General features: G+C 52.7%; 21 protein-coding genes and 1 riboswitch. Of the genes, 6 read left to right on the top strand and 15 right to left on the bottom strand.

Translation table 11 applies throughout. From position 1 onward, the window contains the following. Position 1 precedes the first annotated feature (1 nt). The 3 genes from K2F33_RS27335 to K2F33_RS27345 form a co-directional block, all read right to left on the bottom strand. Entirely contained in the window at positions 2-808 is an 807-nt protein-coding gene (locus K2F33_RS27335; RefSeq protein WP_263880041.1) for a hypothetical protein, read from the bottom strand. Positions 809-1,103: 295 nt separating this feature from the next. Next, entirely contained in the window at positions 1,104-1,736 is a 633-nt protein-coding gene (locus K2F33_RS27340; RefSeq protein ID WP_089546717.1) for an RNA ligase family protein, read from the bottom strand. A gap of 12 nt (positions 1,737-1,748) precedes the next feature. After that, the gene (locus tag K2F33_RS27345; protein ID WP_263880044.1) at positions 1,749-2,708 is read right to left on the bottom strand and encodes an AAA family ATPase; all 960 of its coding nucleotides are present in this window, start codon (positions 2,706-2,708) and stop codon (positions 1,749-1,751) included. A 459-nt stretch (positions 2,709-3,167) separates the two neighbouring features. Between K2F33_RS27345 and K2F33_RS27350 the strand changes: the two genes are divergently transcribed. Next, entirely contained in the window at positions 3,168-3,701 is a 534-nt protein-coding gene (locus tag K2F33_RS27350; RefSeq protein ID WP_163873061.1) for a GNAT family N-acetyltransferase, read from the top strand. Positions 3,702-3,775: 74 nt separating this feature from the next. Here the strand turns inward: K2F33_RS27350 and dapA are convergent, their stop codons facing one another. After that, entirely contained in the window at positions 3,776-4,675 is a 900-nt protein-coding gene (dapA, locus tag K2F33_RS27355) for a 4-hydroxy-tetrahydrodipicolinate synthase (RefSeq protein WP_263880047.1), read from the bottom strand. A 117-nt stretch (positions 4,676-4,792) separates the two neighbouring features. Here dapA and K2F33_RS27360 point away from each other — a divergent pair, with 117 nt between their 5' ends. Further along, the gene (locus tag K2F33_RS27360; protein ID WP_263880049.1) at positions 4,793-5,668 is read left to right on the top strand and encodes a LysR family transcriptional regulator; all 876 of its coding nucleotides are present in this window, start codon (positions 4,793-4,795) and stop codon (positions 5,666-5,668) included. Positions 5,669-5,869: 201 nt separating this feature from the next. Here the strand turns inward: K2F33_RS27360 and K2F33_RS27365 are convergent, their stop codons facing one another. From K2F33_RS27365 to K2F33_RS27380, 4 genes are all read right to left on the bottom strand, one after another. After that, the gene (locus K2F33_RS27365; protein WP_163873052.1) at positions 5,870-6,418 is read right to left on the bottom strand and encodes an NADPH-dependent FMN reductase; all 549 of its coding nucleotides are present in this window, start codon (positions 6,416-6,418) and stop codon (positions 5,870-5,872) included. A gap of 225 nt (positions 6,419-6,643) precedes the next feature. Further along, positions 6,644-6,856, bottom strand: coding sequence for a hypothetical protein (locus K2F33_RS27370; RefSeq protein WP_076167490.1), 213 nt, complete (start codon positions 6,854-6,856; stop codon positions 6,644-6,646). A 166-nt stretch (positions 6,857-7,022) separates the two neighbouring features. Further along, complete coding sequence (locus K2F33_RS27375) at positions 7,023-8,207, bottom strand: MFS transporter (RefSeq protein ID WP_163873049.1); 1,185 nt, start codon at positions 8,205-8,207, stop codon at positions 7,023-7,025. Positions 8,208-8,647: 440 nt separating this feature from the next. Then, positions 8,648-9,235: a TetR/AcrR family transcriptional regulator gene (locus K2F33_RS27380; RefSeq protein ID WP_116231037.1), complete on the bottom strand. Its 588-nt coding sequence runs from the start codon at positions 9,233-9,235 to the stop codon at positions 8,648-8,650. Positions 9,236-9,468: 233 nt separating this feature from the next. On the opposite strand from K2F33_RS27380, the gene K2F33_RS27385 reads away from it, so the two are divergent. Beyond that, positions 9,469-10,134, top strand: coding sequence for a DUF2306 domain-containing protein (locus tag K2F33_RS27385; protein ID WP_163873046.1), 666 nt, complete (start codon positions 9,469-9,471; stop codon positions 10,132-10,134). An 83-nt stretch (positions 10,135-10,217) separates the two neighbouring features. Here K2F33_RS27385 and K2F33_RS27390 read toward each other — a convergent pair whose 3' ends face one another. Next, positions 10,218-11,195: a hypothetical protein gene (locus K2F33_RS27390; RefSeq protein ID WP_116231039.1), complete on the bottom strand. Its 978-nt coding sequence runs from the start codon at positions 11,193-11,195 to the stop codon at positions 10,218-10,220. Between the two features lie 154 nt (positions 11,196-11,349). Continuing rightward, on the bottom strand, positions 11,350-12,705 hold the full coding sequence (locus K2F33_RS27395; RefSeq protein WP_116231040.1) for an amino acid permease: 1,356 nt from the start codon (positions 12,703-12,705) through the stop codon (positions 11,350-11,352). Between the two features lie 238 nt (positions 12,706-12,943). Here K2F33_RS27395 and K2F33_RS27400 point away from each other — a divergent pair, with 238 nt between their 5' ends. After that, positions 12,944-14,059: a VanZ family protein gene (locus K2F33_RS27400; RefSeq protein ID WP_163873040.1), complete on the top strand. Its 1,116-nt coding sequence runs from the start codon at positions 12,944-12,946 to the stop codon at positions 14,057-14,059. 47 nt (positions 14,060-14,106) lie between these two features. Here the strand turns inward: K2F33_RS27400 and K2F33_RS27405 are convergent, their stop codons facing one another. Continuing rightward, positions 14,107-14,898, bottom strand: coding sequence for a hypothetical protein (locus K2F33_RS27405; RefSeq protein WP_116231042.1), 792 nt, complete (start codon positions 14,896-14,898; stop codon positions 14,107-14,109). Positions 14,899-15,102: 204 nt separating this feature from the next. Continuing rightward, entirely contained in the window at positions 15,103-15,870 is a 768-nt protein-coding gene (locus K2F33_RS27410) for an SDR family NAD(P)-dependent oxidoreductase (RefSeq protein ID WP_076167506.1), read from the bottom strand. A gap of 273 nt (positions 15,871-16,143) precedes the next feature. Here K2F33_RS27410 and K2F33_RS27415 point away from each other — a divergent pair, with 273 nt between their 5' ends. Together K2F33_RS27415 and K2F33_RS27420 are read left to right on the top strand one after the other, a co-directional pair. Further along, positions 16,144-16,752, top strand: coding sequence for a TetR/AcrR family transcriptional regulator (locus K2F33_RS27415; RefSeq protein WP_076167508.1), 609 nt, complete (start codon positions 16,144-16,146; stop codon positions 16,750-16,752). 61 nt (positions 16,753-16,813) lie between these two features. After that, a riboswitch (ZMP/ZTP riboswitch) is annotated at positions 16,814-16,897 on the top strand. A gap of 67 nt (positions 16,898-16,964) precedes the next feature. Continuing rightward, positions 16,965-17,810, top strand: a complete 846-nt coding sequence (locus K2F33_RS27420) for a bifunctional 5,10-methylenetetrahydrofolate dehydrogenase/5,10-methenyltetrahydrofolate cyclohydrolase (protein ID WP_089546707.1) — start codon at positions 16,965-16,967, stop codon at positions 17,808-17,810. Between the two features lie 210 nt (positions 17,811-18,020). Here K2F33_RS27420 and K2F33_RS27425 read toward each other — a convergent pair whose 3' ends face one another. The 3 genes from K2F33_RS27425 to K2F33_RS27435 are packed head-to-tail and all read right to left on the bottom strand — an operon-like array spanning position 18,021 to position 21,522. Next, complete coding sequence (locus K2F33_RS27425) at positions 18,021-19,253, bottom strand: ABC transporter permease (protein ID WP_076167513.1); 1,233 nt, start codon at positions 19,251-19,253, stop codon at positions 18,021-18,023. After that, complete coding sequence (locus K2F33_RS27430; RefSeq protein WP_318671394.1) at positions 19,250-19,942, bottom strand: ABC transporter ATP-binding protein; 693 nt, start codon at positions 19,940-19,942, stop codon at positions 19,250-19,252. Before K2F33_RS27430 ends, K2F33_RS27425 begins: the two co-directional genes overlap by 4 nt. Next, positions 19,939-21,522, bottom strand: a complete 1,584-nt coding sequence (locus K2F33_RS27435) for an efflux RND transporter periplasmic adaptor subunit (RefSeq protein ID WP_263880062.1) — start codon at positions 21,520-21,522, stop codon at positions 19,939-19,941. The genes K2F33_RS27430 and K2F33_RS27435 overlap by 4 nt, the downstream gene beginning before the upstream one ends. Between the last annotated feature and the right edge of the window lie 20 nt (positions 21,523-21,542).

The raw sequence follows: 21,542 nt of genomic DNA on the forward strand, positions 1-21,542 counted from the left end.
ATTAAGGCAGCTTGCGCCGCGGTTTCTTCGTCTGCCGGGGCTGCCAGGCGATCAAGGCACCCGCCTCTCCACAGATTTGATTCACCTGTTCAAGTTTCGCTGGGTCGACTTCCCACATCCATCGTTCTTCGCCCACCCGGTAAAGTATACCATGATCATGGCAGCTCTGTATCCAGTTTTCCAGATTCGTACCCGCGATTCCGATGCTGAGATGCTCGCCGTTCAGTACATTGGCAGGGTACACCATTCTCAGCTTGCTGCCGGTATAGCGGGCTTGTCCACCATATAAGCCGGGGGTCTCCTTGTTGAAGGCAAACGCTTTCTCATAAGGGAATGCGGTTTTTCCGTTGTCCCCTGTGGCGTAGCTCATCGCATCCGTCATTTTTCTCGCCTCGTATATGATTGCATAAGGAAAGGTAAACTGTTCTGCCATATGGCGCAGCCATTCTTTAAGAACGGAATATGTGTCTTCCAGAGGGCTGTCGCAAAAAGAGGCGATATGCGGGAAACTGCCGTATCCGCTCGTATGATAAGTAAAAGCAGTGTCCCATGGCAAAGCTCCGCGCTGCTGGCTATACATCCAGAAGGCTGCAGCCTCTCCAGTGCCGATTTTCGCCCGTAATTGCTCCGGGGAAGTTTCCACCAGATCGTGATCGCCTTCATGATCTCCGTGCTCCAAAAGCTCATAGTAACTCGTCCCTGTTACAGCCGTTTCGATCTTCTCAAAAAAAGCCTCCCCGGCGGCAAAAGCCTGCATCGCCCCAATCCGTTCCGTATGATACAGCGCAACTCCTGCACGTCCCGGCATACCGTTCCCTCCAAGATTAATGTTCGTTATCGCATTTTTTACTCATCTGTAAAACTATTATGTATTCAAAGCTAAAGCTCAAAAAAATATAATTTCAAGACCCGTCAATTTACTCCGATGTGGGTACTGCTGCTTGAGAATTACATGACCAACTCCACCTTCCATATCCATTTCATCTTTCTATGAACAACAAATATAGCTTATAACTGCAATCTGCTAAAGTAATCTAGATCATGCTTAGACTCTGTACTTAAAGCTCACCAGCTCACATTGTCTGCCCCCTGCTTCAGCAACTTCACGGTTGGAGTCCGTTCGGCTCGACCGGTCTGCTAAGCCAGTGCTCATCCGTTTGGACATGATTGTTCCGCACGAATTTGGCCAGGCTTTGCCTGAACTGCTCGTAAGGAAAAGACGATGCCAGCCTCACCACATACCCTTCCTGTTCCCCGCCGCAGCAGGACTTTTTCGTGTAGCACCGTTTGGCTGCTTCTTCGTCCCAAATGCCCCTGTACAGCAGCGGCACCGTAGGTATTCCAAGCCGATCCGCCCAAACTACCGTCTCATCCCAGGATAGGCACAGGTTCTGCTCATTCCACACCGAGAACAGCATAAAGTATCCAGGCAGCGCATCGTAAGCGAGCGAATGCTTGGCGTACACATTTTCCCCACAGAGACGATACCCTTCCGGAATCAAGTACCTGATGCCGCCGTGCAGCGTCTTGACGTAATGCCGGGAAGGATGATCCTTGCTGTCCAGCGATCTCGCGTGAATGAAATCCGGGTACATCGTGGTGTTCTCGCCGTCCATTTTCTCGGTGATCACCACTTCTTTCCCCACGAAATGGTCCGTGCTGCGCAAAATTTTGTCATCATCGGTGTATCCTCGTGACCAGGGAAGATGCATCGTTTTCGGATATTTGATTTTCATGAAACCACCTCTTTATTTGCCGTTCGTGTCCGCTTCCGCGAAAAAATACAACCGGGCCAGCAGATCCCCGCCAAGCAAATGATAAATGTTTGACGCTCCTGCGTCTCCCCCGTGAAGAATTTCCATATGAAAGCTGACCATATGCACAACCTTCAACACAAATGCCTCATCATATCCGAGCTCCTTCAGTACATGACAGGCAATGGCCGCAGAGACATGCTCGTGGCCGAAATAGGAGTAATAGCCGCGGGTTTCCTTCCATACCTTACAGAACGGTTTGCCCGCATCGTGAAACAGCGCCGCATACTGCATCGCCAGCAGGTCATCCCCTTCGTACTGCGCATTGATATAAGCAAGCACGGCGTAGGTGTGCTCAGACAAGGTTTTGGAGTGATAGGGATTCTCCTGGTCGTACCCAAGCATGACGGAAAAATGCGGGCAGGCGCTTAAATAGGCAAAAAGCTCATCGTGACCTGGACGTTCTGCGAGCAGTTTTTCCAATTGGATTCTGTCCAGCTTCACATCCTCTGAGCTGTGCACGATATGCAGCGCTTGGAACCCTTCGGCCATGACCGGAAACTCGAAGTTTTTGGCAAATTTCGTCAGCACTGCGTCGTCGATCCGGCGTTTGCGCGTTCCCGCCCTCTGCCTGGCCGTCGCATAAGGCGTATCGCACACATGGCCTTCGACGGGCACATCCTTGAATTTCTTCAGAAACTTTACACGGCGGTCGCGGCTCACGTTGGTTGCGTCAAATACGACACTGCGGCCCTCCCCAAGCAGACGGTCTATTTCGGCAAAAGCCTCGTCAAACACCAGATACGTGTTCTTTTGCCTGGACTCGCTGCCGAACAGCCGCTCCCGGATGGAGTCGGTCGAAACCGCCACGGCCCGCTCACGCTTGCACAAATTTTTGGCATAGAAGCTTTTACCGCTGCCTGGAATGCCGACCAGCATGTGAATCGTACTCATCGTTATCACCTCCCTTCCATAGATGGTTCATTTCCTTCACCATCCTCTTGATAGTCACCATACATTCATCGCTGGACACCCATTGATCCCGTATAAAGCATTCTTGTTGACTTTTACCCGATGATGGGCGGTGGATCATGAATGCAACAAAAAAAGCCCTTCCCCGAAAACCAGCCGGGTTCCTGATGAAGGAGGCGCTCCCTTCAATTATATGGGATCCTGCCTTCAAAGCACACGGGACCTTGGACGCATCCGCAAAACAGGTCTTTCTGCCCGTCACTGGGTATTCGATCTCACAGGGATGCCGGCTGAGATTTGATCGCTCAGAGCCAACAAGAGGCCGAAACGTAAAGCTTGCATAAAAAAAACATGACACTTCCATTTATTTGATATATAGTAGGAACACAAGTTCTTATTCCGAGGTTCATCCATTATTATATTTGAGGAGGATAACCATCCATGGGAAATCATACGGCGGGTTTGCAAGTACAGATCAGGCCCTGGTCGGAAGACCATTTACATTTGGAGCTGCTCTATCGTTTGAATGTTCCAGAGATGCTGGAACATCTGGGCGGCCCGGAAAGTGACGAGCAGGTTGAGAAGCGCCATAAGCGATATGTTGAGGTTCAGTCCCTCGGGAGCGGCTGCATGTATAGCATATGGCTGGCAGATCATCCGGTGCCAATAGGCAATGCGGGATTTTGGGAGAGTGGTTGGCAGGGATCTACCATTTATGAGATCGGCTGGGGCGTCCTGCCTTCCTTTCAACAGCGGGGCATTGCATCGGCCGCGACAGCAGCCGTGATCGAGCAGGCGAAACAGCAGAAGAAGCACCGATTTATGCACGCTTTTCCGTCCGTGGATAACCCGGGTTCCAATGCGATTTGCCGGAAGCTCGGCTTCGCTTTCATGGGTGAATGTGATTTTGAATACCCGAAAGGCAGCTTTATGCACTGCAATGACTGGCGTTTGGATCTGGAATCGGGCGTCTGATACGGGAAGCATGAGAGCGGCCATCGCCCTTCCTTTGAAGGATGGAGGCCGCCTTCTCGCTAACGTCCGTGGAATTAGTTATGCGCTGCTTCGATGCCTGTCAGCAGTTGGGCCAATTCATTCTGGAGCGGCTGGGATATCCGTGTCATCGGCAGCCGAAGGTGATCGGAAGCAATCACACCCTGATTAGCCAGCACCCATTTTATCGGAGCGGGATTCGGTTCCTGGAACAGTTTGCGGATAAGCGGGACGACACGGTCAAAAGATCGTTTGCCTTCCATGACCCTCCCCTTTTGCACCAGGTTATGGACCTCAATAAAGATATCTGTGTACAAGTTGGCCGAAGCCAGAATCCCCCCGCTCGCCCCTTGGCTGAGCTTGGCATGGTAGTACAGATCGTCACCGCATAACACCGCCCCCGCATCTTGACGAGTCAACTCGGTAACCAGTTCCAGGCCGTCGGAGCTGTCTTTCATACCAATCACATCTTCCATCTCCATAATGGTTTTGGCTGTATGCATTGTTAAGCGGACCCCAGTACGGGCAGGGATCTCATAAGCTATAACCGGTACCCCGACTTCCGTCTCCCGGCGAAAATGCTCGATGATCCCTTCCTGCGACGGTTTACTGTAATAGGGAACCACAACGAGGACGGCATCCGCCCCCAAGGCGGCGGCCTGCTCCGTCCGCTGCACGGTCGTCAACGTGTCGTTGGTTCCCGTTCCGATGATCACCGGGATGCTTCGCTGCTTTTCTTTCAAAATCTGCTGCGTGGCCCGGGTGAGCTGTACGACTTCGTCCCAGCGTACCGTCGGGGCCTCTCCAGTCGTCCCGTTTATGATCAAGCCGTTGATATGATGCTCAGCCAGCTTTTCCACGTAACGGGTGTACGATGCCAAATCAAGCTCTCCGCTTGGCAAAAATGGCGTGACCACAGGAACCAAAACGCCATGCAGTTCATCTCTTCCGATCATTTTTGATGACCTCCTCTATAGGTTGTGCCTCTAATTTAGCATAGGAATTATTATCAGTGTTATCTATAATAGTTGATGAGCATCATCGATAATATTGATACCATGGAGATGAATAGTATGGACCTAACGTACTTTCATACCTTTCGCGAGGTCGCGCACCGCAAAAGCTTTACCCGGGCGGCCGAAGAGCTGGGATATGCGCAGTCGAGTGTAACGGCGCAGATTCAGAAGCTGGAGAAAGCATACGATACGCAGCTGTTTGAACGTTACGGCAAGGGGGTTCGGCTGACCTCCACCGGGGAAGAGCTGCTTAAGCTTACGGTACAAATGCTTGATTTGTTCGATGAATCGAAGGAGAAGCTTCGGACCGAGGGAGGCGGCACGATCTCCGTCGGAACGATGGATTCCCTCGCCGCTTACTTTCTCCCCCCGCTGATCCAGCAGCTGCGCAAGCAGTACGAAGGATTGTCCATCCGATTATGGACGGACCGGGAGGACCTTCTCGTCCAGAGGGTCAAAGAGGGAGATTTGGACATCGGCCTCATTCTCGATAACGAACCGGAGGATCCGGCGCTTCACTGGCAGACGGTCCGCGAGGAACCGCTCGTTCTCATTGCAGGGCCGGGACATCCACTAGCAGATCGAGAGATCATCCGTCTTCAGGATCTGTACGATGCCGAGTGGATTCTGCCGGAAGAAACCTGTAATTACCGGGTGATGCTGGAGAAGCTTCTGAAGCAGCATGGAATCCCATGCCGGCTTGGCTTGGAGCTGGGAAACCCCGAAGCGATCAAACGCTGCGTCATGGCGGGATCAGGAATCTCCCTCTTGCCCCGCATGGCGGCAGACGATGAAATCCGCAGAGGGCTGCTCGCCCCGCTTCCCTTCAACCATCCTGATCTGCGGCTCAGCCTGCAGCTGATGACCCATCCGAAGAAGTGGATCTCCCGGGCACTCGGCGATTTTATCGAATTGGTCAGGAAGTCGCCGTGAGCCCATCTTAGTTGTCCACTATTCCCCAGAATCAGCTGTAAACCGTTCGCATACAAGTAGATCTTTGTGTTCCCGGCACCCCATACTCCATGACCACCTGATCGCGGCGAATTCCTTTAACCCTCGGGTATACAGCAAAAAAACGCACTCAGGCAGCGTCCAATCGCTTCCTCCGTGCGTTTTTCAACATATCCAATCGATTTATGCCCGAATCGTCTTTAAAGCCGTGGACCAGGCAATCACTTGATCCAGCATGCCGTTGACATTTTTATGATGCAGCTCGGCCGGCTTGAATGTTCTAAAGCTTTCGAAATCGGTAAAGAGCGACAGCGTAGGGTGAATGCGGACGTCCGCCACGTTCAGCTCCCCAAGAATGCCGCGCAGATGCTCGGCCGCCCGGGCGCCTCCAGTGGACCCATAGCTCACGATGCCTGCCGCTTTATTCCCCCACTCATCCCGGACCAGGTCGATCGCATTTTTCAGTACACCGGAAATGCTGTGATTATACTCCCCGGTGACGAACACGAATCCGTCCATGCTGCCGATGACCGCGGTCCAGTTTTGGATGACGTCCTCTCCGCCAGGATGTCCGAGGAACGGCAGCGGATAATCCGCCAAATCGATCAGGTGGTACTCCGCATCTCCACGCCCGTCGGCCAGCTCCTTGAGCCATGCTCCGACCTGCGGGCTGACCCGCCCTTCCCTAGTGCTGCCGAGGATGATTCCAATATTCAAGTGTGATTGTTCCATTTCTAGATCTCTCCCTATATTCATAAATTTCCGCAGATCCTGCAACCTGCCTGTAAACCCGGACCGGTACTTTTATCTTATAGCGGCTTGAAGACGAAAGATAATATCAATTCCGGCATGGCTATATATATTTCGGTCTATGGGTTGTTGATGCCAAAAAAAACAAACGCCTGAGCAGAGCACCGGTGGCTCTGCCTAAGCGTTTATCGGGCAGTGTAATCGGATCTATTTGCGGATCTCATAAAATTGGCATTCTTTACGCGAGTGGTAAGTAACATCACTCACACCGGACTGGGTAATCACCGTGGAGTCGGTAAACCGGATGATCCGCGTATCTGAATCGATCAAATGGTCATCTTTAAACACGCGTATGGGAAGCTTCCTGCGCTCGGCCTCCTGCAGATCCGCTTCCGTCAGAAGCTCTCGAATCGTTGCCATGAATTACGGGTTCTCCTTTGGATATGAAATTAGATACGATCACGGGTGCTCGCTCTTCCTTTATTGTATCCGTTCATGACATAAATGGAAATGGCTGAAGCCGTTAGGAACGATGGAAGCAGGAACCTGCAGGCTCAGACAACGTAACCGGACCAGTTCTTCACGCTTACGCACAGGTTTTTTCCGGAACCGCTGCGGAATCAGCTGGAGCCGGGGTCTTTTTCAAATATGGAACCAGCGACAGCAGGCCAAGCACGGCCAGAACCGCACCAACCCACAACGGTGATGCCAGGCCGTAGCCATGATCGATCGTGAGCCCGCCAATGGTGGAACCGACGACAATGCCGAAATTGACGACCGAGACGTGGAACGTATTGACGAGCGAGCCACCGTTCGAAGCTCTGGCCACTCGGGTCACCATGGGAGGATTCATGGAGACCCCGACCAGGCCGATCACAATGACGGCGATAACCGCAACGACCTGGTGTGCGGCAAATAGGCCGAACATGATCAGCGCGCCCGTAAGTACGACTAGGCCGATGGTCATAATCGGCATCATGTACCGGTCGGCCAGTCTGCCGGTGATGGTGTTGCCGATGACCGTTGCCACCCCGTAAACCCCGAGCAGAAGCGGCACCATGGATGCGCTGAAGCCCGCTACATCAGTAAGTATCGGTGAAAAGTAACTGAATGCCGCAAACGTCGCCCCAATGATCAGCATGCTGGTTGCGAAGGCTGCCCATAAATGCCGATTGTTGAATGCCGCAAGTTCCCCGCGGAGGCTGATCGATTGCGATTCCTCTTTAGGCGATTTCGGAATCAGCAGGAGCCCCATCGTTCCCGAGACCAGCACAAGGACAACGACGGCCCAGAAGCTCGCCCGCCAGCCGAGATACTGGTCGAACAGCATGGCGGCGGGCAGCCCGACGGCGGTTGCGACCATCAATCCGCCAAGGACGATCGAGGCGGCACGGCCGCTTGCTTCCGGACGAACCAAGGTGAGTGCAATTGCGATGGACACGCCGAAGCAGGCCGACGAGGCAACCCCGGTAATAATCCGGGCAGCCATCATAAGTTCATAGTTCGGCGCGAGCGCTCCCAGCGTCTGCCCAATCAGAAACACGGCGGACAATGCCAGAAAGGCTTTTTTGCGCGGCACTTTTAACAATCCGACTGTCAACAGAGGCCCGCCGATAATCATCCCCGCAGCATAAGCGGATATCAGATATCCGATGGCGGCGACAGATACGCCAAACTCCTCTGATAGGGACGGCATGATCCCCGCCACCATAAATTCGGAAGTCGTCATGGAAAAAATCATCAATCCCAGTACATAAATCGCAAGCGGCAATGTAAACAGCTCCTTTATTTATTATTTTGTAACATTCAGTACAAAATTAGACACAGGCATTTCACCTGGGAATCCTCCTCTGTATTTTCTTTATATTTATCTCTGCATCTCCTCTACAACTCTTAGGAATCTACTCGAAAGCTCCTCGGAATCTCATCTTTATCCTCACTGTATTTCCTCTGTGTGTTCTCTATATCTCCACCTTGCTCCCGTCTTTACTTGTGCCTCACCTCCATTTTTCAATGGTTATAACTTTGCGGCTCATTTTACGCCTCACTTTTGTAACCACTAGTACAAAATTATTCAAAAAGCACAGCCGCGTCCATCGCGTGAACATCGTACAGCGCAAAGCGGCAGCTCGAATACGAACACAACAGCAAACAATGATTTAGATAGACTAGATGATAGATTAAATATATCTCTGACTCCCAGGGATTCTGCTAAAAAATGGCCGCAAGCGTGCCGTCAATAATCTGCTGGGCCAATGCACGGTTCATGGTCCCCGGATAAATCACACGCAGGCCATAACAGCAGCTGAGGAACAGAGCCGTCAGCTCCGATGTATCCCGTTCACGAGAAATTTCGCCGACGGACTGCCCTTCGCGAATCGTTTCCTCGAGAGCCTGCTCCAGCAGCGCCACATGCTGTTTGAAGATCCGCTCAACAGTCGGGTCAGACTTTCCCCGCTCTACCGACGCGTTAATAAGCAAACATCCACGGTCCTTGGCTGTCGAGCCCTCCCGGATTTCCCATTCCAGCAGCTCCCGCAGCCGCTCCTTCACCGGAGCGTCTTTGCGCAGAATGTCCAATTGGGTCTCGATCCCCACCTGATGGTACCGGATCAGCGCCTGTTCGTACAGCTCATGCTTGCTGCCAAAGGCATTGTACAAGCTTCCTCTGCCGAGACCGGTTTCCTTGCATAAATCGTCTGTTGAGCAGGACCCGTATCCCTGTGACCAAAACACCTCCACAGCGGCATCGATGACGGCTGTGTCTTTGAACTCACGGGGTCTACCGCTTTTACTCATGTTTAGGCATCCCTTTCGTAGGTTTGATTGGATTGATTCTTAGCTTACTTAATTCTGTACTCATCTGTCAAATATTATTTTTCTAATAAAATCCATTTCGTCACAAAAACGACACCAAACATGCGTTGCAAGCAAAGCCGTTTTCCTATAGCATAAATTTCCGAACGAAGTTCGGCCACCACGGTGCTGCCGCGGTTCGAACATTATCTCCAAATGGAGCGGAGTATTTTGCCATGTCAAAAAGCAAGCGCTATTATGCCCTGATGCTAATCGTTGTGATCACCTTTATTTTATACGTCGCCTATGTACAGATCATTCAGGATCCCCAGGCCTCGGCATTTCTCGGCTTCAAAACGGACCTGAACCACCCCCTGAACCCTAAACTGTGGCTGATCGCCATGAGGATTCATGCCATATTGGCCTGCTTGGCCATGATCTGCGGAGCCGTCAACTTCGCAGCACGGATCCGGGTCAGACACGTAAAATTCCACCGGTTCAACGGATATTTATATGTCATCTGTGTCATGCTGGTTGGCCTCACCTCAGGTTATATGGCACCGGTCGCCACGGGAGGAAGGTCGGTCAGCATTGCGTTTAACCTGTTAACGATGCTATGGCCGGCATTCACGGTGATCGCTGTAATTCAGATCCGGAAAAAGCAAATGGCCAGCCACCGGAAGTGGATGGCTCGCAGCTATGCATTCTGCTTTACAAACCTGGTTGTCCACGTCCTCACGTGGACGATCCGCACGCTTGCCGGAAGTCCTTACTCGGTCAGCTACCGGATCAGCGTGTTTATTACGATTCCTTTGCTGCTTCTCATCGCAGAGCTTGTTATTCGCACTGCGTGGCCTGGGTCAGCCGGTTCCCGGCGTTCTGCCGGCAACAATAAACCGTAAGCGAAAAAAACCGCCAGATGGCGGTTTTTCTCTTCTTATTCATGCAAATTCCCTGTGCAGATAACGGTAATTTCAGCTTGAAGCTATTCGTTTTCGATCGAATTCAGCGCTGCAAACGCGAGCGGTCCAAAACCTTCGGAAGCTTCCCTCTGCGGCTGTGTGACATGAAAAACAAATCCACTGCCGTCAAGCTCCTTCACGATATATTCATGGGTTCCCGAGGAATCGAATGCCGTCAAAAAAATAAGCGCATCCTTCATCGGACCGGTAAGGTCTGCCGCCCCAAGCTTCTTGATTTCGCCATGCGGCTTGAGCTCTTCCTTACCCTGCGACTCCAGCTGGTCCAAATTGAAATCTGCAGGCAGCTTCTCAATACGGACCGAGTACTCGTGATCAACATTCATATACAGCAGATGCTTGCCCGCATCAAATGAAAACTGTTCGGGAATATACAGCGAGTACCCTTCAGCCTGAACAAGCTTGGCGGGCCGCACTTCGTCGTTGCCTTCCAAGGTGACTTCCAGCTTGCCCTCGGCAGGGCGCTTACTGACACTGTCGCTGCTTGCGGATGATTTAGAGTCTCCTGAATCAGATTGACCGCCGGCCGAAGCACTGGAAGATGAATCCTTGCCGGATGTGCCGTCTTCGCCGCTTTCGCCTGCTCCTTGCACGCTGTCCGATTTTTTAATTTCGGTCAGTACGAGCTGCTTTAATGTATCCTCGCCTTCAATAGCCTTTTCTTCGTATTTGAATTGCACTTGGTCCTGCTCCTGTAAATCGGCTACCGCTTGATCCAGCCCGTCACCCAGCTGAAAAGCAGTAGGCTTGCCGTCAACCACAATTTCCACCGTATGCGGATCAGCCTGGCCGGTATACGTTCCGGTTCCTTCCTTCACGGACGGTACCTGTTCAGCATTCCCGGGCTGGGTTGACGGATTGTTCTGCTCATCCACGCGGTCTGGCGTACCCGGCGCCGTTTCCTGTTTGTCACTGCATGCGGTTACCGCAACAGCTATAGCCAGCGCCAGCAGAATCGAACTGATTTTAATCGTATTCTTCATGCTGCACCTCCATTACCATCTTAGACGGACGGAGGCAGCTTCAGGTTTCAATAAATTCGATAGTCTTGATAAAAATATCAAATGGGATGGGTCATACAAGACAATCCAAACCGCTTCATAAGCACATCATTCGCTTTCTTTCGCTTTGTTTCGCTTACTTGCTTCGTCCTCCAGTCCTGGAAAACCGGATCATGGACCAGATAACCAGCACGATAAGTACGGCAATGCATACGCCGATACTAAGCCGGTTCTGCGCATCGAATAAAAACATGGCCGCGATTACCGCCAAGCAGGCCACGACGGCAGAAGTAACATACGGGTACCCCCAAACCTTAAAGGATGGCTCCACCGGATACGACTTCCGCAGCTTGATTTGTGCCAGGGAGATGCAGATCCAGACCAGCAGGACGCAAAATCCCGGAACAGCCATTAACACGCGGAACAACTGATCCTGCGCAAACATGCCCAGCATGGATCCCAATATCAGAATCACAGCACACAATAACAGCGTATTTACCGGGATACCCCTCCGGTTCGTGCGGGCAAGAGCCGGCGATGCTTCGCCGGCTGCAGCCATGGAGTGGAGCATGCGTGAAGCTCCGTAAATTCCCGAGTTGGCTGCGGACAGCACTGCTGTAACCAGAATAAAATTCATGAGATCCGCCGCCCCGGACAAGCCGGTCGCGGTCAGTACCTGGACAAACGGACTCGACTCGGGGCCGAGCTGGTTCCAGGGAATCAGCCCGCATATCACGAGGATCGGCAGCGTGAAAAATAATATGATCCGCAAAATAAAATTGCGTACCACTTTGGGCAGCACCTTTTCGCTGTTTTCCGTTTCCGTCAATGTCAAACCGATTAGTTCCGAGCCCCCGTAGGAAAACATGACCACCAGCAAAGCGGAAAAGATGGACGTCCATCCGTTGGGCAGAAATCCTCCGGCCGCCGAGTAGTTATGCAGATACGGCGTGTTGCCGCTCGGAATGATCCCGAAGATCAAGCATGTCCCTAAAACGATAAAGACAATAATCATGGCGATTTTGATCCCCGCCAGCCAAAATTCGAACTCGCCGAAGCTTCCCACGCTCATCAGATTAATCAGAATAATGAAGGCCGCGCTGGCTAGACTAAGCAACCATAACGGTACCCCGGGAAACCAATACTGCAAAAAGCTGCCGGCCGCTATAATCTCAATGACGCACACGGAAAGCCATAGGAAGCAGTACATCCACCCCATAATAAAGGACACTCTCTCGCCAAAGGCCTCACGGACGAAGTCCTTCATGTTTTTACCCGGGTAAACCGTAGCCATTTCCGCCATGGCTCCCATGACGACGAGCAGCAGCATCCCGGCGAAGACGTAAGAGATAATGACGCCCGGTCCGGCGAGACCGATCGTTTCGGCACTGCCTTTGAAGATGCCGGTGCCGATGACTCCGCCCATGGCCATCAAACTGATATGCCTTGGTTTTAATTTTTTCTGCAATGAAACCCCATCTGGTTGTGACATCAAATATCCTCCTGCTGAATCTTGTTGTATTAGAACAAAAACCATAAGTTCAAGTATAACATTTTGCTTAAGCATCCTGATAGAAATTTAGCCGAATTTTCTGCATTTGCTTCACGATTCTTTATGATTTTTAAACAAAATTTAACCAGAAACCGATCATACTTATGCTATGATGTACATTCAGCCGATGGCAAGGCCGAAAGAAACCATAAAGAAATTAAGGCGGTGCAGTTTAGTCGTGTTTCATTCGTATGTATTTCCAATCTCATATGCATTTCTGTCTTTTCCCTTTGCGGCACTATTTTTTACCATTCCCTTCATGGTCGTCCAATACCGCAGACACGGTTATATCCATAAAATCAGGGCGTTTGTGCTGTACCTGTTCCTGCTGTACCTGCTCAATGCACTGTTTCTGGTCATCCTTCCGCTGCCGTCTTCCCGGCACAATCCGGCCATGGCCGGAGGGGCGCTTCAGCTGGTGCCGCTGAATTTCATTCACGACATCCTGAAAGAAACGTCCGTCGTGTCATCGCAGCCCTCGACGTACCTGCGGCTGCTTACGGAACGCGCCTTCCTTCAAGTGGTGTTCAACGTGTTTCTTACCGTTCCGTTCGGTATGATCCTCCGTTATTATTTCCGGACGGGATGGAAACTTTCCATTCTGCTGTCGTTTTTGCTGTCGCTGCTGTTTGAGACGACCCAGCTCACCGGAATATTCGGGTTCTACGATCACCCGTACCGGGTATTTGACGTCGATGACCTGATCACTAACACGCTCGGCGGTTTGCTTGGATTCTTGGCAGCCGAATGGTTATCCGGCCTTCTTCCCCGCATTGAGCATTTGGATGCCAATATCGACCGGGCAGCCAAACGGGTGACCTATACGCGGCGGGGAATTGCCTTTATGGCGGACGGTATCGTCTGGGCAATCCTGCTTGGTATTCTGCATATCCTGCATATACCGGCTTCCTTCTGGGTTGCGACCGGACTGTATTTCATGCTGATACCTTGGCTGACTGGAGGTCTGACTCCCGGCAAATGGCTTGTCCGCATCCGTTTGGCCGATGAAGGGGAGCGAATCTCCCTTAAATCGCTTGTGGTTCGATATGGAATGCTCTACTGGCTGTTTTTTGGAGCCAATCGGGTTCTGGCCGGCTCCCTTGACACCGTTCCGCCGATCCTTCGCATGATCCTGGGACTCATTGTGTTCGCCATGAATACCGTCTTTTTTATTCATGTCGTCATCTGCGTATTCAAGAAGGAGCCGCAACTGTTCTATGAAAAATGGAGCAAAACCCGGCATGTTATCCTATGGCAGCCGGCCGCAGCAACCGAACCGGAGAAAAAGGAGTAATCCCCCTTGGCAAAACGTACTTTACTAGGAAATATCACGCTTGTCCTTCAAGACTTAGGGAGTTTCGTTTCCGCTGTCCGGATGACGGAATCGATCTGCTTCTCCCATTGGTAAATTTGATTGAGGGAAGCACTGATTTTACCAAGCTCCTTATACATCACGGTCAGCTCAGCTGTGGCTGTGATCGCGTTCCCGAGCTTGACTGCCGCTTTATACCGTTTGTCCGACGCGCTTCGGGTGCTGTTCGCTGCCGTAATCTTCTTATTCTCGGCAGTTACCTGCTTCTTTAACGTTTGGACTTGCGCCAACGTATCCTTCACCGCCTTGGCTTTGGCCGAGGCTTCCTTCTTGGCGGCAGCGAGCGCATCCTTACGGCTCTTGATTTCCGCACGGGCCGCACTGGCCGAGGCCTTGATCTGGTTGCGCTTCAGATCGTACTGAAGCGCGGCCTTCTGGTCTTTGCGTTTTCTCGCATCCGCCGCCTTCTTCCCAAGGTCTGTATATTCATTGAGCAGCGGCTGATATTTCTTCTGAGCCTGATCGGCTTCGGATTTCAGCTTGTCGATCTTGGCTTTGTCGATCCCCTGCACCTTCGCATTGACAGACTTTAACCGGTCATCATTCTGTTTCCGGAGCACTTGAATCTGCTGCTTCTTCAGCTTATTGGCCTCTTCCAGCGCCTTATAGCTGTCATGAAGCACGCCTATACTCTGCAAAGCGGCGTCCCAAGCACTGTCCGATGCGGCGTCCGCCTTGGCCGGACCCAGCATGAACAACGCGACCGTACAGCATAAAACCGTCAACAAGCTGTTTTTCCATAAAACTTTTACATACGACATCTTCATCTCTCCCCCAAATCATCAAAATTCATAATAAATGGACAAAAAAAGCACCCCGCAAGTAAGGCATGACGCCTTTCCTGCAGGGTGCTTCTCCCGCTTCCAATCACTATGTTGAACCCACTATAGCGCTATTTCTCTCGGTTGTCAATAAATTCCTGGAACATTTGTTCCTCTTTTTTTGGCCGAATCCGGTTGTCGTGATTACTGACCGACCATCCCGCCGTCAACCGTGTACAGGGAACCTGTAACGAAAGAAGCTTCATCGGAGAGGAGGAAGTTCATTACCGCCGCTACTTCCTGCGGCTCGCCGTAACGGCCCATCGGTGTGGCCGCTTCATTGGCGGCTTTGTACGCTTCTGCATTGCCGGAGTTCGCCTCAATCTGCCGCATCATCCGGGTGTTGATCGTTCCAGGCAGAACCGCATTAACCCGGATGCCCAGCGAAGCCAGCTCGTTGGCAGCAACGCGCGTCAAGCCGATCACGGCATGCTTGGACATAATGTATGGGGCCACTCCTGGCGCGCCCATCAGGCCTGCAAGCGAAGACGTATTCAATATTGCGCCGGAATTCTGCTTTTTCATAACTGGAATAACGTAATGCAGCCCCAGGAACACCCCGCGGACGTTGACGTTATATACCAGATCAAGCGCTTCCACGGATTGCTCTTCGATTAGCCCAGTAGGGCCCTCAATCCCTGCATTGTTCGCAAAGTAATCGATGGTGCCGAATTTTTCAACAGCACGGTTCACATAGTTCTGCACGTCCTGCTCTTTGGATACGTCGGCAGCGATCGCCAGTGAATTGGTATCGTTCAGGCCAAGCTCCTCGACGACGCTCTTGACCGCATCTTCCTTCAGATCGACCAGGACGAGGTTCAGCTTGCGCTCGGCCAAACGCCGTGCCAGCTCTTTCCCGATTCCTCCGGCCGCGCCGGTAATGACTGCAGTTTTCGTTTGTGTTTGACTCATGACTGAATCGCTTCCTTTTCAACAAAGTTTATAAAATGATTTATAGGCTTTATAGCTCATGTCTGCTACATGTATAGGTTACACCCTTATTAATTGTTTACACAATAATCATATTTCGAAATAATGTCATCTATCCAACAGATTGCCGCCGTATGTCACCGAACCATGACAATCTTGAACATTTACCTTCTTTTTGTTGATGATTTTCTGCGTTTTGGCGGCATCCCAACTTACGTTATAATAGGAGAAACGACAAGCTGGAGGCAGATGCATTTGACAGATGAACACGTTCTTGACCGCAGAGCCAGAAGAACCCGGCAGGCGCTCAAATCCGCTCTCGTTTCCTTAATTCTCGATAAAGGCTTCGATTCGGTGACTATTATGGACATCGCAGCCCGTGCAGACTATAACCGGGGCACCTTTTATAAGCATTTCGTCAGCAAGGAAGACCTGCTCAAGGAAATCCACGACGAGTTTCTGCAGGGCATCGCCGAACTGCTCGTCAAGCCGTATGAGGGCCTGGAGCGAATTGAAGCCTCGATGACCTACCCCTCGGGGCTGCGCTTGTTTGAACATATCGAGCAGCATAAAGATGTGTTCCTGGCCTTATCGCGAGTCGAACGCGGAAAGCTGGCGATGGACATGTACGACAGGCTCAGGGAGTCGATGCGAAAGGACATGCATATCGAAATGGAACCGACCGAGCCGCCGATCGACTACGAAATCATGCTGAGCTACCGGATGTCGGCCACGGTGGGGGTCATTATGCACTGGGCAGAGGTTGATTTTAAATACACGGCGTCTTATATGGCGCAGCAGCTGATGGTGCTGGTTGAGACAAAAATGGATTACATCGTGTTTAAAAGAAACGGCGGCACATAAGCATCATTCTCAAAACTCCCCATTGTGCCCGTAAGCACAATAAGGTATCATTCTACATAGATGGACTGTGTGCGACTGGCGGAAACATGGGATGAACCATGAGGGAGCACATGGATATAAACAGCCGTACGCCTGGGCAGAGGTAAGGGGAATTTCCCCTTGCCTCTTTATGTTTTTCTGGACCTTACCATGATTTAAAGGAGATGCAGACAATGACAGAACAAACGCTGATTTTGGACGGAGCGCGCGTGGCGCAGGACATTAAGGACGGCTTGGTTAGCAGGGTGAAACGGCTGTCCGAGCAAGGGATTACCCCCTGCCTGGCGACCATTTTGGTAGGCGACGACCCGGCATCGGCCACATACGTGCGCATGAAAGGCAATGCCTGCAGACGGCTCGGGATGGAATCGTTAAAAATCACACTGGATGCGGGGACGACGACCGAGGAGCTTATCCGTGAAATTCAGAAGCTTAACGCCGACCCGAACGTTCACGGAATTCTGCTGCAGCATCCGGTTCCCCATCAGATTGATGAAAGGGCCGCATTTGACGCGATCGCCATTGAAAAAGACGTCGACGGCGTCACCACGCTGGGATTTGCGCAGAATGCTTTCGGCTTTGCCGCCTATCCTTCCTGCACCCCGGCGGCCATCATCACCATCCTGGATTACTACCGGATTCCTGTAGAAGGCAAGCACGCTGTTGTTGTCGGCCGCAGCCCGATTCTCGGCAAGCCCGTCTCGCTGATGCTGCTGAACCGCAATGCCACGGTCACGATCTGCCATTCGAGAACGAAAGGCCTTGGTGATATCGTGTCCCAGGCAGAGATCGTTGTTGCCGCAGTAGGCAAACCGAAATTCATTCAGGGAGACTGGATTCAGGACGGGGCCGTCATTCTGGACGCAGGCTACAATGAAGGCAATGTCGGGGACGTTGATTATGAGGCATGTCTGGAAAAAGCGAGCGCCATTACACCCGTCCCTGCGGGCGTCGGACCGGTAACCATCGCCATGCTGCTGAAGCACACGGTGGATGCGGCGGAAAAACAGCTGGGATAAACCAGCCATCGGTATGGCCCGGTTTTCCAAGGGACACTTAAAGAGCCGTGTATCGGCAGCACAAATACGCCGGGCAACGGCTTCATAAAATGCAAGAGGGCATTCCGCCGAACATCATTCGGTGAAATGCCCTTTTTTCTACCCAAGATGTAATGTTCTTGAGTCGGTTGGTATCCGATTCACATCAATCCGTTCGTCACAAACGGCGGCCTATTCATACCGCAGCGCCTCGATCGGATCCAGCTTCGCGGCCTGTCTTGCCGGGAATACACCGAATACGATACCGATGCAGGCCGAGAACCCGACGGCAAGCAGCACGGAGTTCATGGACACCGCGGTGGTCACGTCCATCAGCTTGCCGACGAACTTGGAGCCGCCGAAGCCAAGGATGACGCCGATCACACCGCCCAGAATAGCCAAGGTGACCGATTCAAACAGAAACTGCGATAGAATCGTCCCTTCCTTGGCCCCGATCGCCTTCCGGATACCGATCTCCCGCGTCCGTTCGGTAACGGACACCAGCATGATGTTCATGATGCCGATTCCGCCGACGAGCAGGGATATCGCCGCCACGCCGCCTAGAAAGAGAGTCAGCGTTTTGGTGACACTTTCGGCGGAGGACATGACATCCTCCTGGCTTTGAACCCTGAAATCATCGTCGGCCCCGCCAAGTTTATGGCTTTGGCGCATCGTATACTGGATCAGCGCCATGGTGCTGTTGATCACGTCGGTAGATTTGGCTTCGACCAAAATTTGCCGGACACTGCTCCGGGAGCTCCCGGTCTGAAACCGGGACTGAATCGTCGTGATCGGCGCGATGACGGTGTCGTCCTGGTCAACCGTTCCCGAAGAACCCTTGGCTTTGAGCACACCGATGACCCGAAACGGGATGTTGTTGATTTTGATCATGCTGCCGACCGCATCGAAGCCCGCTTCACCAAATAGCGTTTCCGCCGTCGTTGCGCCAAGGACCACGACCTTTGCCCGGTCATTGACTTCATCCTCCGTAAAGAAACGTCCGATGTCCGTCTCCCACGATTTGATGTCGGCATAGCCCGGCGTCGAGCCGATGATCGTGGCGGAGGCCGTGTTCGATCCGTTCAGCAGCTGCGCGCTTACCTGCGAGACCGGCGCGACGTACTTCACGGTATCGATTTTGGAGATCGGGTCAGCGTCGGAAATGTTCAGCGTGCCCGTGCTTCCGCCTTGGCTGCCCCCTGCCGCTGTGCCGGTTGACGACCCCGAGCCTGCGGTAACCGTGATCAGATTGGAACCCAGGCTCTGGATTTGGCTCGTCACCTGCTTGCTCGTTCCCTGACCGATGGAAATCATGGCAATGACGGTCGCCACGCCGATGATGATTCCAAGCATCGTCAGGAAGGAGCGCAGCATGTTGGACCGTAAGCTTCGGATTGAAATGCGCAGCAGTTCCCCCACATTCATACCCGCTCACGCTCCGTATTCGGCCGATCCGTCTCGATCAGGCCATCGCGAAACCAAATGACCCGTTTCGTATGGGCGGCGATGTCAGGTTCATGGGTGACGATGACGATCGTATGCCCCTTTTCGTTCAGTCTCCGGAATATGCCCATGATTTCCTCGGATGATGCTGTATCCAGGTTGCCCGTCGGCTCGTCCGCCAAAATAATGGCGGGGTCGTTGCTCAAGGCGCGGGCAATAGCTACCCGCTGCTGCTGTCCCCCGGAGAGCTCATTCGGCTTGTGATGCATCCGGGTTTTCAGGCCGACCAGCTCAAGGCAGTACTCGGCCTTCTCCCGCCGCTCCTTTTTGTTTTTGCCCGCATACAGCATCGGAAGCTCGACGTTTTCAATGGCCGAAGTTCGCTTGAGAAGATTAAAGTTTTGAAAGACGAAGCCGATCTTGCGGTTGCGCACCTCCGACAGCTGCTTGGCCGATGCCGAGCCGATGTCGATGCCGTCCAGCATGTACTTACCGGAAGTCGGTTTATCCAGACAGCCGATCACATTCATCATGGTCGATTTTCCTGAACCAGACGGTCCCATAATGGAGACAAACTCGCGCTCATCGATTTGAAGGGTGACGCCCTTCAGCGCCTGGACCTCGTTCTCGCCCGATGCATAGATTTTCTTCACTTGATCAAAGGTGATCACTGTCCGCCACCTCCCATGCCGCCGCTGCGTGCTCCGCCTCCGCCAGTTCCTCCGGTTCCACCCGTTCCGCCGCCGCGGTTGAACTGCCGCATCTCGCCGCCTCCGCTCATGCCTCCGAAGCCGCCCATACCGCCCATGCCGCCAAAGCCGCCCATGGTTCCCTGGCTCGTTCCGGTGCTCGTCTTTGTCGTCGTCATCGTAATGGTCACCTTGTCGCCCTCGGACAATCCGGTCAGCACTTCGGAATTAGCCCCGTCATCAAGGCCGGTTGTAATTTCCACCTGCTCCTCTTTGCCGCCTTTGTCGACCATGACGATTTTCCGTCCGCCAAACGACTTGATCGCCGCATCAGGAACTTTCAATACATTCTTCTTACCGTCGGTAATAATGGCAATCGTCGCGCTGATACCCGGAATCAGCTTGTCTGCGTTATCTTGGCCCGCTGTGATTTCAATGCCGACCGGGAACGTCACGACGCCGCTGGTCTGCGCTTCCCCGAGCACCGCCTTGGACACGACTTTCCCTTTCAGCGTTACGCCCGTGAGAGCGTCAAATGTTATATTGACGTCCTGGCCGACCTTCACATCGGTGATATCGGTATCGTCAATGGAGGCCGAAATCCGGAAGCTTCCGCCGGTTGAGAACATGGAAATGGCCGCAGCAGCGTCGCCGGCGACCGTCTCCCCGACCTTGGCGTTCACGGCGGAAATGATCCCGTCATACGGCGCATAAATTTTGGCCCCGGCTGCGTTGGCCTTGGCGTCGTTCAAGGCAGCGAGTGCCATGGCCACGTCGGCTTTGGCACTGGCCACGTCGCTTTCAGCCGACCCTTCCTGCAGCTTGGCCAGCTGCGAAACCGCCTGATCATAGGCGCGGGACGCGCTATCCACCTGTGATTCGGCATTGGTAACCGCTTCTTTCAGCTGATCCAGATTGCTCTGCTGCGATACCGCTTGTTTATAAGCATTCTGGGCATTATCCGCCGCGACTTGAGCGAATAAAATCTGGGACGGGTCCGTCCCCTTCTTCGCTTCGTCCAGTTTGGCCTGCGTGCTGATGACGGCAGCTTTGGCCTTGTCCACCTGTGCCTGCAGGTACGATGCATTGGCCGCCTTTTTTGCGTTCGTAAGCGCCGTCTTGGCATTCTCCAGGTCGGACTGCGCCTTGGCCACCTGGGCTTGTTGTTCGCTTAAGGTAGCCGAGTCCGTTCCAGCCTGGATGCTGTCCAGCTTCGCCACGGCACTGTCATACTTCGCCTGGGCTGACAGCAGGTCGTTTTGCAGCGCCGTTGCATCCATCGCTGCAAGCAGCTGCCCCTTTTTCACTGCTTCCCCGACGCTTACGTTGACCTTGGTCACTTTGGAGTTTCCGCTGAAGCTCAAGTTCACCGATTCGGGTGCTTCCACATTGCCGGAGGACGTTACCGTTTTGGACAAGTCGCCCCTCTCGACGGCATATGTAATGGTCGCCGTTTCCGTTTTCGTCGCACTGGCGTTTTTTTGATAAAAATAGGTCCCCCCTGCGCCGATCACAATGACGCATCCGCAAATGATCAGCACATTTTTTACCGCTTTATTCATGTCCATTCTCCCTTCCTTCA

Origin of the sequence: Paenibacillus sp. PSB04, assembly GCF_025809195.1 — a bacterium.
Lineage (GTDB): Bacteria > Bacillota > Bacilli > Paenibacillales > Paenibacillaceae > Paenibacillus_AQ > Paenibacillus_AQ favisporus.

Excerpts from the sequence above, each read along its gene's own strand:
- K2F33_RS27335 (WP_263880041.1), bottom strand. The coding sequence starts at position 808 with ATGCCGGGACGTGCAGGAGTTGCGCTGTATCATACGGAACGGATTGGG.
- K2F33_RS27340 (WP_089546717.1), bottom strand. The coding sequence starts at position 1,736 with ATGAAAATCAAATATCCGAAAACGATGCATCTTCCCTGGTCACGAGGA.
- K2F33_RS27345 (WP_263880044.1), bottom strand. The coding sequence starts at position 2,708 with ATGAGTACGATTCACATGCTGGTCGGCATTCCAGGCAGCGGTAAAAGC.
- K2F33_RS27350 (WP_163873061.1), top strand. The coding sequence starts at position 3,168 with ATGGGAAATCATACGGCGGGTTTGCAAGTACAGATCAGGCCCTGGTCG.
- dapA (WP_263880047.1), bottom strand. The coding sequence starts at position 4,675 with ATGATCGGAAGAGATGAACTGCATGGCGTTTTGGTTCCTGTGGTCACG.
- K2F33_RS27360 (WP_263880049.1), top strand. The coding sequence starts at position 4,793 with ATGGACCTAACGTACTTTCATACCTTTCGCGAGGTCGCGCACCGCAAA.
- K2F33_RS27365 (WP_163873052.1), bottom strand. The coding sequence starts at position 6,418 with ATGGAACAATCACACTTGAATATTGGAATCATCCTCGGCAGCACTAGG.
- K2F33_RS27370 (WP_076167490.1), bottom strand. The coding sequence starts at position 6,856 with ATGGCAACGATTCGAGAGCTTCTGACGGAAGCGGATCTGCAGGAGGCC.
- K2F33_RS27380 (WP_116231037.1), bottom strand. The coding sequence starts at position 9,235 with ATGAGTAAAAGCGGTAGACCCCGTGAGTTCAAAGACACAGCCGTCATC.
- K2F33_RS27385 (WP_163873046.1), top strand. The coding sequence starts at position 9,469 with ATGTCAAAAAGCAAGCGCTATTATGCCCTGATGCTAATCGTTGTGATC.
- K2F33_RS27390 (WP_116231039.1), bottom strand. The coding sequence starts at position 11,195 with ATGAAGAATACGATTAAAATCAGTTCGATTCTGCTGGCGCTGGCTATA.
- K2F33_RS27395 (WP_116231040.1), bottom strand. The coding sequence starts at position 12,705 with ATGTCACAACCAGATGGGGTTTCATTGCAGAAAAAATTAAAACCAAGG.
- K2F33_RS27405 (WP_116231042.1), bottom strand. The coding sequence starts at position 14,898 with ATGTCGTATGTAAAAGTTTTATGGAAAAACAGCTTGTTGACGGTTTTA.
- K2F33_RS27410 (WP_076167506.1), bottom strand. The coding sequence starts at position 15,870 with ATGAGTCAAACACAAACGAAAACTGCAGTCATTACCGGCGCGGCCGGA.
- K2F33_RS27420 (WP_089546707.1), top strand. The coding sequence starts at position 16,965 with ATGACAGAACAAACGCTGATTTTGGACGGAGCGCGCGTGGCGCAGGAC.
- K2F33_RS27425 (WP_076167513.1), bottom strand. The coding sequence starts at position 19,253 with ATGAATGTGGGGGAACTGCTGCGCATTTCAATCCGAAGCTTACGGTCC.
- K2F33_RS27435 (WP_263880062.1), bottom strand. The coding sequence starts at position 21,522 with ATGAATAAAGCGGTAAAAAATGTGCTGATCATTTGCGGATGCGTCATT.